The sequence below is a fragment of the Acinetobacter sp. YH01020 genome, assembly GCF_013420275.1.
Lineage (GTDB): Bacteria > Pseudomonadota > Gammaproteobacteria > Pseudomonadales > Moraxellaceae > Acinetobacter > Acinetobacter amyesii.
Genome location: NZ_VOYN01000002.1, coordinates 24,388 through 34,579 on the forward strand (window position 1 = coordinate 24,388; position 10,192 = coordinate 34,579).

Annotated in this window: 7 protein-coding genes; 6 read left to right on the forward strand and 1 reads right to left on the reverse strand. The window is 42.0% G+C overall.

Annotated features, from left to right (window positions below; translation table 11 throughout):
* Positions 1 to 113: 113 nt before the first annotated feature.
* From leuS to FTT85_RS01310, 6 genes are all read left to right on the forward strand, one after another.
* Positions 114 to 2,735, forward strand: a complete 2,622-nt coding sequence (leuS, locus tag FTT85_RS01285) for a leucine--tRNA ligase (RefSeq protein WP_180182648.1) — start codon at positions 114 to 116, stop codon at positions 2,733 to 2,735.
* Between the two features lie 206 nt (positions 2,736 to 2,941).
* Positions 2,942 to 3,475, forward strand: a complete 534-nt coding sequence (gene lptE, locus FTT85_RS01290; RefSeq protein WP_078192675.1) for an LPS assembly lipoprotein LptE — start codon at positions 2,942 to 2,944, stop codon at positions 3,473 to 3,475.
* Positions 3,476 to 3,484: 9 nt separating this feature from the next.
* Complete coding sequence (gene holA / locus FTT85_RS01295) at positions 3,485 to 4,468, forward strand: DNA polymerase III subunit delta (RefSeq protein WP_180182649.1); 984 nt, start codon at positions 3,485 to 3,487, stop codon at positions 4,466 to 4,468.
* A gap of 137 nt (positions 4,469 to 4,605) precedes the next feature.
* Positions 4,606 to 5,958, forward strand: a complete 1,353-nt coding sequence (locus tag FTT85_RS01300; protein WP_180182650.1) for a MacA family efflux pump subunit — start codon at positions 4,606 to 4,608, stop codon at positions 5,956 to 5,958.
* 2 nt (positions 5,959 to 5,960) lie between these two features.
* Entirely contained in the window at positions 5,961 to 7,940 is a 1,980-nt protein-coding gene (locus FTT85_RS01305; RefSeq protein WP_180182688.1) for a MacB family efflux pump subunit, read from the forward strand.
* Between the two features lie 10 nt (positions 7,941 to 7,950).
* Entirely contained in the window at positions 7,951 to 9,354 is a 1,404-nt protein-coding gene (locus FTT85_RS01310) for an efflux transporter outer membrane subunit (RefSeq protein ID WP_180182651.1), read from the forward strand.
* A 327-nt stretch (positions 9,355 to 9,681) separates the two neighbouring features.
* Here FTT85_RS01310 and FTT85_RS01315 read toward each other — a convergent pair whose 3' ends face one another.
* Positions 9,682 to 10,191, reverse strand: a complete 510-nt coding sequence (locus FTT85_RS01315; RefSeq protein ID WP_180182652.1) for a hypothetical protein — start codon at positions 10,189 to 10,191, stop codon at positions 9,682 to 9,684.
* Position 10,192 lies beyond the last annotated feature (1 nt).

Below are 10,192 nucleotides of genomic sequence, written 5' to 3' on the forward strand. Positions count from 1 at the left end.
TTCAATTTTGACTTAAATTATTTACATCTACACAGCATCGCAAAATTCACTCTAGGCGTATTTTGCGCTATGCTGTAGCACAAACTTTTTAACCGTTATTTCTATTTACGTTTATGACTACTCACATTGACCCTGAATATCAAGCCAGTGCGATTGAACCTACAGTCCAACAAGACTGGGAAAATCGCAAAGCCTTTAAAGTTGCCGACCAAGTAGAAGGACCACGTCGTTATATCCTCTCTATGTTCCCTTATCCAAGTGGCAAACTGCATATGGGTCATGTGCGTAACTACACCATTGGTGATGTGATCAGCCGTTTCCACCGTTTACAAGGTGAAACTGTACTACAGCCCATGGGTTGGGATGCTTTCGGTTTGCCTGCTGAAAACGCGGCAATTGCACATCAAGTCGCTCCTGCGAAATGGACTTTTGAAAACATTGATTACATGCGTAATCAGCTTAAAAAGTTAGGTCTTTCTATAGATTGGGATCGTGAATTTGCAACTTGCACACCTGAATATTACCGCTGGGAACAATGGTTATTCGTACAGCTTTATAAAAAAGGTTTAATTTACCGTAAGCTTTCAACAGTGAACTGGGACCCAGTAGACCAAACTGTTTTAGCAAACGAACAAGTTGAAAATGGTCGTGGCTGGCGTTCTGGTGCATTGGTCGAAAAACGTGATATTCCAATGTACTACTTCCGCATCACTGACTATGCGCAAGAATTACTTGACGATTTAGAAACATTAAAAGACGGCTGGCCACAGCAAGTTTTAACCATGCAACGTAACTGGATTGGTCGCTCACAGGGTATGGAAATTACCTTCCCTTCAGCGAATCCAGACGTTTATGCAGATGGTTTAACTGTATTTACCACTCGTGCTGACACACTCATGGGTGTGACTTATGTTGCGGTTGCAGCAGAACATCCGATGGCACTTAAAGCTGCGGAAAGCAATCCTGAGCTTGCTGCATTTATCGAAGAGTGCCGTATGGGTTCTGTTGCAGAAGCTGATCTTGCGACTGCTGAAAAGAAAGGTATGGCAACAGGTTTATTTGTTAAACACCCTGTTACTGGCGAACAAATTCCTGTTTGGATCGCAAACTACGTATTAATGTCTTACGGCTCAGGTGCGGTGATGGCAGTGCCTTCACACGATGAACGTGACTTCGAGTTTGCGAATAAATATGGCTTAAACATTAAGCAAGTGATTGATGCCAAAGGTGCAGACGATGCAGACTTTGACGCAACAACTTGGCAAGAATGGTACGGTTCTAAAGAAGGCAAACTGGTGAATTCAGGCGAATTTGACGGTTTAGACTTACAAGGGGCGTACGATGCATTCCTTGCAAAATTAGAACCGACTGGACTTGCCAACTCGAAAGTTCAATTCCGTTTACGTGACTGGGGTGTTTCTCGTCAGCGTTATTGGGGTTGTCCAATTCCTATGATCAACTGTGAAAAATGTGGTCAGGTTCCAGTACCTGAAGAACAGCTTCCAGTTGTATTGCCAACGGACGTGGTGCCGGATGGTTCAGGCAATCCACTCAACAAAATGCCTGAGTTCTATGAAACCACTTGCCCATGCTGTGGTGGCGATGCTCGTCGTGAAACAGATACTTTGGATACCTTTGTAGAATCATCTTGGTACTATGCGCGTTACGCATCTCCAGACTTTACGGATGGCATGGTGAAACCTGAAGCGGGTCAAACTTGGCTTCCTGTGAACCAATACATCGGTGGTGTTGAACATGCGATTCTGCACTTACTCTATGCACGCTTCTTCCACAAATTGATGCGTGATGAAGGTGTGGTACAAGGCAACGAACCATTCACTAACTTGCTTACTCAAGGTATGGTGCTTGCGGATACTTACTACCGTGAATCTGAGTCAGGTAAGAAAACATGGTTTAACCCTGCTGACATCGAACTTGAAAAAGACGAAAAAGGTCGTATCACTTCTGCGAAATACAAAGAAGATGGTCAAGACGTGATCGTTGGCGGTCAAGAGAAAATGTCGAAATCGAAAAATAACGGTATCGACCCGCAAGCGATTATTGATCAATACGGCGCAGATACTGCACGTGTATTCATGATGTTCGCTGCACCACCAGATCAATCACTTGAATGGTCTGACGCTGGTGTTGAAGGTGCAAACCGTTTCTTAAAACGTGTATGGCGCCTAGCAACAGGTTTCCTTGAACAAGGCAACTCTGCTGCAAACATCGACAAAGCGGCACTATCTACCGCTGCACAAGACTTGCGTCGTAAAACACACGAAACCATTCAAAAAGTGGGTGATGACATTGCACGTCGTCACGCCTTCAACACCGCGATTGCTGCGATGATGGAACTTTTGAATGCAAACAATAAGTTTGAAGCCAAAGATGACAATGACGTTGCCGTTGTACGTGAATCAATCATTACCCTTCTAACTTTACTTGCTCCGTTTGCACCACATTTAAGCCAAACCTTATTGGCTGAGTTTGGTATCGAATTAACATCAGCACGCTTCCCTGCGGTAGATGAATCTGCGCTGACTCGCAATACACAAACGATTGTAGTGCAAGTGAACGGTAAACTTCGTGGCAAATTAGAAGTGTCTGTCGATGCCTCTAAAGATGACATTTTGGCGCAAGCAAAAGCATTACCTGAAGTTCAACAATTCTTGACTAGTCCAACCAAGAAAGAAATTGTGGTGCCGAATAAATTAGTGAATTTGGTGGTTTAATAACCTTACAACTCCTTCTCCCTTTGGGAGAAGGTTGGGATGAGGGTAATTAATAAAACTCACCTCTCCCTAACCCTCTCCTAACAGGAGAGGGAATATAAGGATTTCACAATTCCCAAACAAAGCCCGTTGCCAGTCAACGGGCTTTGACTTTACAATCCACACAGGATTTCAACATTATCCCTTCGGGAAACAGAGGACACTTTATGCACTTGGTTCAACGTGTTGCTGCAATTGTATTAACTATGGGCCTGAGCGCAGGCATGGTCGGTTGTGGTTTTCATTTAAAAGGCACCAACCCTGCTGCTGTACCTGTAGCCTATTCCAATATGCGATTGGCACTTCCTGAAGATACGGATGACTTACATGAAAAGTTAGCGATTTATTTAGGTTCTGCGGGTGTGCAACTGAGTAATAATCAAAATGCCTATGTCTTACATGTGTTGGATTACACTCCACGTCGTTTAGAACTCAATGGTAAATTGGTTGAAACTTTACTGCGCTTGAACGTGACATTCCAAATTGAAGATGCTCAAGGCAATCCTGTAACTGAACCCCGTACATTGATGGCAACACGTAGCTACCAATACGACGTTGCAACCGTGAACACCGATGACCAAGAAGAAAAATATTTAAAACAAGTGATTATTGATGACATTGCACAACAGATCGTGCGCCAAATTTCATCAAACCGCTTACCGAAAGCAAACCCACTAACTGCACCGACCAAAGCTGAGTAATTTTGATTTATGAAACTTGACTATCTTCAGGCATTAAAACGTGTAGATGAAGCGCAAGGTGCCTGGGTGCTACATGGTCAAGAGCCACTACTTGAACAAAATCTCCTCGATGCATTTCGTAAGAGTTGGAACACTCGAGAAGTCGAGCGTCAACGGTATGACATTAGCTCTGCTGCTGATTGGAAAAATGTCTTTAATGCTTTAAATAGCTTGTCATTATTTTCCAGTCAACTGGCAATTGAGGCACATGGCAGCATTAAACCCGATGCCAATGGACTAAAACTGTTAAAAAGCTATTTGCAGCAAAATGAAAGCAACTTGCTGCTCGTGGTCATGCCAAAGCAAGACAGTGCGAGTTTAAAGACCAGTTTTTTCCAAACCATTGATGCCAATGGAGTCAATGTTGCACTGACTGCAAACTACCCTAAAGATCGTCAGCAAATTTTGGCCGTTGAAGCACAAAAGCTCGGCATTAAACTCGCCAATGATGCTTGGCAATGGCTAGAACAGCATCATGAGCACAACTTACTGGCTGCAAAAAATAGTTTAACGCGTGTTGCAGATACTTTTCCTGAAGCAGAGATGATCCAGATAGATCATCTGTACTCTTGCTTACAAGATCAGTCACGCTACACCACCTATGATTTAAATGATGCCATGCTGCAAGGCAATTTGGCGCAATCAATTAAAATTTTTCAATACTTAATCGCTTCAGGCGAGCCGATGTCGCTGATTTTATGGAGTATCAGTAAGGAAATGCGTTTGCTGATGCAACTGTTTGAGCAGCCACAAAATGCCTTGCAAATTGGTATTTGGAAAACCAAAGTCGGGCTGTATCAACAAGCGTTACGCCGTTTAAATGCGAACGATTTTTTGACTTGGCCTGCCCTATTACTTCGTTTAGACGCGTCAATAAAAGGTTTAGGTCATGAAAATCCTGAGCACTTGGTACAACAAGCTATTGCCAGCTTGTGTGGGCGCAGACTCTTCTAGTCTAATGAAAAGGCTGTAATAACTTGCATTGCAGTATAAAAGAATAATTATCATTACTATTTGTTCAAAAAGTTCACAATTTATCCGTATTTAAATCTTATAATTCATTCATCTTTATAAACTTTTAACTGCCAATCATGCCAAAAATAAAACCAGCAAAATTGATCGTAGCCATCATCGTTGCTTTGGCAATCGCTGTCACTGCATGGCATTTCCTAAAACCTAAAGAAACTCAGCCGCAATATATTACTGCTGAAGTGAGTCGTGGTGACATTGAAAACTCTGTACTTGCAACAGGTGTACTTGAAGCAACCAAAATGGTGAGTGTTGGTGCACAGGTTTCTGGTCAGGTGAAAAAGATGTATGTGCAACTCGGTGATGAAGTGAAACAAGGTCAGCTGATTGCCCGTATTGACTCGGTACGTCAGGAAAATGATTTAAAAACTGCAGAAGCCAGCATCAAAAACCAACAAGCGCAATTGGCAGTTAAACAAGCAAATCTTGCAAAAGTCCAAGCTGAATATAATCGTCAACAAGCAATGTACGCTCAAGACGCGACTAGTCGTGCAGAACTTGAATCTGCGTTAGCAAGTTATAAAACTGCGCAAGCTGATATTGCAGCCATTAATGCACAAATCGAACAATCACGTTTAACTTTAGCGACTGCAAAAGAAGACTTAGGCTATACACAAATTGTTGCACCTATGGATGGAACCATCGTGGCGATTGTGACTGAAGAAGGTCAAACCGTAAATGCCAACCAAAGTGCGCCAACCATTGTGAAATTGGCAAAACTCGACACCATGACCATTAAAGCTGAAATTTCTGAAGCCGATGTGATGAAAGTCCAAGAAGGTCAAAACGTTTATTTTACAACCTTGGGCGACAGTGAAACAAAACACTATGCTACCCTGCGCCAAGTTGAACCTGCGCCGAACTCAATTAACACCGAAAGTAACAACAACACCTCTTCGTCTTCAAGTACTGCGGTTTACTACAACGCGTTATTTGATGTCCCAAATGAAGACGGTAAATTGCGTATCGATATGACCGCTCAGGTGTATATCATTTTAGACGAAGCCAAGAATGTCTTGACTATCCCTGCTGCAGCCGTTCAAACCTCGAACCGTCCACAACGTAGCCGTAATAATGCATCTGCAAATGGTGAATCTGCTGATAAAAAAGCCAGCGCAGAAACTAGATCGAACAAAGACAATCCAAACCGTCCTAAACGTTTAGAACTGACTGAAGCTGAAAAAACATTGGTCAAACAAGGTAAAGCGAGCGTTGCCATGGTGCGTGTACTACAAGCCGATGGTTCTGCGCAACCTCAACCGGTATTACTTGGTTTAAATAACCGTGTGACCGCACAAGTGATCCGTGGCTTAAAACAAGGTGACAAAGTCGTGATTGCCGATGGTTCAGATACCTCTAATGATTCAGCGAAACGCAGCAACCGTGGTGGTGCTGGCGGCCCAATGAGAATGTAATGATGAGTCAACATCAAACACCTCTACTTGAGGTCAAGAATCTGACTCGTGAATTCCCTGCTGGTGAAAGCACAGTCCAGATTCTAAAAGGGGTTAATCTTGAGATTTACCCAGGTGAGCTGGTAGCAATTGTAGGTCAGTCCGGTTCTGGTAAATCAACCCTAATGAACATTTTAGGTTGCCTAGATAAACCCACAAATGGCAGCTACAAAGTCAAAGGGCGCGAAACGCGTGAACTTGAACCAGATGAACTGGCACAGTTACGCCGTGAATATTTTGGCTTTATTTTCCAGCGTTATCACTTACTCGGTGATTTGAATGCTGCAGGTAACGTCGAAGTTCCCGCAATCTATGCCGGTGCAGATGCAACCGAACGCAATGCACGTGCCAAGCAACTACTAACCGATCTTGGACTGGGTGAAAAAACCCAAAACCGTCCGAGCCAACTCTCGGGTGGTCAGCAACAACGTGTATCGATTGCGCGTGCCCTCATGAATGGTGGTGATGTTATTCTTGCCGATGAACCGACCGGTGCATTGGATAAGAATAGTGGTATTGAAGTAATGCGGATTTTGCGCGAACTCAATGCCAAAGGTCATACCATTATTTTGGTCACGCACGACCATAATGTTGCAAAAAATGCGACTCGAATTATTGAAATTTCAGATGGTAACATCATTTCAGATCAGCCCAATGTACCTGAAACAGATGATGAACCTTTAGAAAAACAACAACTCGTTCCAAATACCCAGAAAAAAACCTCAAGCTGGCGCTCTGCCGTTGACCGTTTAGGTGAAGCCTTCCGTATGGCGATTTTAGCCATGAATGCTCACCGTATGCGAACATTTTTAACCATGCTCGGGATCATTATTGGTATCGCTTCTGTGGTTTCTGTTGTGGCTCTTGGGAATGGTTCGCAAAAGCAGATTTTAGAAAATATCAGTAGTTTAGGTACCAATACCATCACGGTGTATCAAGGTCGTGGATTTGGTGATAACTCAAGATCATCGCAAGTAAAAACATTGGTTCCAGCCGATGCGACGGCCCTTGCGGAACAACCTTATGTTGACGGTGTCAGTCCATCAGTCAACTCATCTGTCACAGCACGTTTTAAAGACACAGAAGCGTCAACCACAGTAAATGGCGTGAGTGAAGATTTCTTCTATGTCAAAGGAATGAACTTCGCTTCGGGTCAGCCTTTTGATAAAGAAAGCGTGACTGAGCAAGCGCAAGATGTGGTGATTGATAGTAATACTAAAAATACCTTCTTTGCAGATGGCACCAACCCTGTGGGTCAAGTGATTTTATTAGGCAGTGTGCCGAGCCGTATCATTGGCGTGATCGAAGAACAAAAAAGCATGATGGGCAACTCAGATAGCCTGAATGTGTATTTGCCGTATTCAACGGTTATGAGTCGTATGCTGGGGCAGTCGAACATACGTAGCATCATTGTCCGCGTAAAAGATGAATACCCAAGTGCCGCTGCTGAAAACGCCATATTAAACTTGTTAGTGCAACGTCATGGCGCGCAAGATGTCTTTACACAGAACTCCGATAGTATCCGTGAAACCATTCAACAAACCACTGCAACAATGACCTTATTGGTGTCTGCGATTGCGGTGATTTCATTGATCGTCGGTGGTATTGGGGTCATGAACATTATGTTGGTTTCTGTGACTGAGCGTACTCAAGAAATTGGTGTACGTATGGCCGTGGGTGCCCGTCAAAGTGATATTTTACAGCAGTTCCTGATTGAGGCGGTGTTGGTGTGTATCTTAGGCGGTGTGCTTGGGGTTTTATTATCATTGGGTATTGGACAATTGATTAGTCATTTTGCCGGTGGAACATTCCAAATGGCCTATTCAACGACGTCTATCGTTGCTGCTTTTGTCTGCTCTAGTATGATTGGTATTGTGTTTGGCTTTATTCCTGCACGTAATGCCGCACAGCTGAACCCTGTCGATGCGCTTTCTCGCGAATAAGGAAATAATGATGCAAATGACCTTAACTAAACTTGCAAGTGCCTTCATTCTCGGAAGTAGCTTAGTCGGCTGTGCCGCTGTGGTTAAGACGCCGTATGAAGCCCCTGCAACACAAATCCCGTCGCAATTTCAAAATGCGAAAGCCATGAGTCAGCAAGTTCATGCAGATACTTATGCTGACCAATGGTGGACATTGTTTAATGATGCTGAATTGAACCAGTTGGTGAATCAAGTTTTAGCTGCCAATACAGACCTTGCTGTTGCAGGTATTAATTTACAGCAAGCTCGACTAAAAGCTGGTTTGGCTGAGAATCAGCAAGGGCCACGCGTTAGTTCAAGTGTTTCAACTGGGCATAACTTTAACCTTAACTCAGGTGATGACTCATCAAAAGGTGTATCACTCAGTGGTGGCGTCAGTTATGAAGTAGATTTATTTGGTCGTTTGGCTAGCCAGACTGAGGCCGCAAAATGGGAAGCTTTAGCAACTGAACAAGACCTGCAAGCCACTGCCCAAAGTTTGATTGCAACAACAGCAAACCTATATTGGCAACTTGGCTATTTAAATGAGCGCTACAGTATTGCGCAGCAAAATTTGGCCAGTACGCAAAAAACCTATGACTTGGTCAAGGTGCAATATAAAGCCGGTGCTGTGTCAGGTTTAGATCTAACGCAAGCCGAGCAATCGGTGCAAAGTCAAAAAGCGACCTTAAGCCAAATTGCCCAACAAAAAGTAGAAACTCGGACTGCATTGGCTGTGTTATTACATCAACCTGTGCAACAACTGAATATTTCAGAGCCGCAGCGTTTACCTCGAATTGCATTACCGACGATTGCAGCAGGTTTACCTGCCGAGTTGTTGTCTCGCCGTCCAGATTTACAAGCGAGCGAATTAAGATTGCGTAAAGCTTTGGCAAATAAAGATGCAACGAAAGCGAGTTACTACCCTTCGATTAGTTTGACTGGCAGTTTAGGCTCGAGTAGTACCTCTTTGAGTAATTTATTGCAAAATCCTGCTTTGGCATTGGGTGCAAGTTTGAGTTTACCGTTCTTGCAATATAACGATATGAAAAAGGACTTGGCGATTAGTGACTTAGACTATGAAAAAGCCATTATTCAATATCGTCAGACCTTGTATCAGGCTTTTGCCGATGTGGAAAATGCACTATCCAATCGTACTGAGTTAAGCCAACAAGTTGCATTACAAGAACGTAATTTACAGCTTGCAGAAAAGACCGAGCGTTTGACTGAAGTGCGTTATCGTCATGGTGCGATTGCCTTAAAAAACTTGCTTGATGCACAGGAGACCACGCGTAATGCACGACTGTCTTTGGTTCAAACTAAGCAGAGTCAATACAATGCTTATGTAACTTTAATGCAGGCGTTGGGTGGCAGTCCGATTAAGCAGTTACCTTAAACATTGATAATAGAAAAGCCCTGAGGGCTTTTTTATATAAGACTTTTCCACAAGTTTCAAACTAACGACGATTAATAACCGCATCTACATCATAAGAATCTTTAACCTCTACATGATATTAATTTACTACACTTTATAAGCGAATTTTATTGTTTTTTGGAAAAATCACTTCTAATATATCTTATTTTTCATGCCTCTTTAGCAAAAGATCAAATTTAACAGTGACAATCTAAAAAACTATTTAAAAAAAAGCAGAATTTCTCAACTTAATAATTTAATTCAACGAATAATAAATAAAATCCTAAATTATAAAATTCGGTAGATATATCAAAAACTATAATTATTTAATTTTTCCTTTTTATTATTGCAAATCACACTCCCTCTATCAGAGGTATAATACAAAGTAACTGCAATTTTATTATAAAATTGATAGGTAAAATATCCTTTATTTACGCCAACTAATTTTTTATCTTGAGTAGGAAATGTGACCCCTATTGCCTGACTATCTTCATTACAAAATAACTCACCAAATGAGTTATTCTCAACCATAACCCAACCATTTTTTAATATTTTCTTCTTAACATTATTTTCATAAAAATTAAGATCAAAATCACTTTTATCATCCACAAAATAAAAAAAAGCATCAGATCTAATCAACTGCAAATCATATAATTTTAAACTATAATCTGAAAAAATTAAGCTCATTTCATTTAAATATACTGCCTCACTTTTATTCACTTCATTTTTCAGCTGACTTAAAGTCTGTCCTCTTTCTATTTTGTTCTTTTCACAACCACATAACAAAAAAATCAGTGTAAATATTAAACATAGTTTCATA

Excerpts from the sequence above, each read along its gene's own strand:
- lptE (WP_078192675.1), top strand. The coding sequence starts at position 2,942 with ATGCACTTGGTTCAACGTGTTGCTGCAATTGTATTAACTATGGGCCTG.
- holA (WP_180182649.1), top strand. The coding sequence starts at position 3,485 with ATGAAACTTGACTATCTTCAGGCATTAAAACGTGTAGATGAAGCGCAA.
- FTT85_RS01305 (WP_180182688.1), top strand. The coding sequence starts at position 5,961 with ATGAGTCAACATCAAACACCTCTACTTGAGGTCAAGAATCTGACTCGT.
- FTT85_RS01310 (WP_180182651.1), top strand. The coding sequence starts at position 7,951 with ATGCAAATGACCTTAACTAAACTTGCAAGTGCCTTCATTCTCGGAAGT.
- leuS (WP_180182648.1), top strand. The coding sequence starts at position 114 with ATGACTACTCACATTGACCCTGAATATCAAGCCAGTGCGATTGAACCT.
- FTT85_RS01300 (WP_180182650.1), top strand. The coding sequence starts at position 4,606 with ATGCCAAAAATAAAACCAGCAAAATTGATCGTAGCCATCATCGTTGCT.
- FTT85_RS01315 (WP_180182652.1), bottom strand. The coding sequence starts at position 10,191 with ATGAAACTATGTTTAATATTTACACTGATTTTTTTGTTATGTGGTTGT.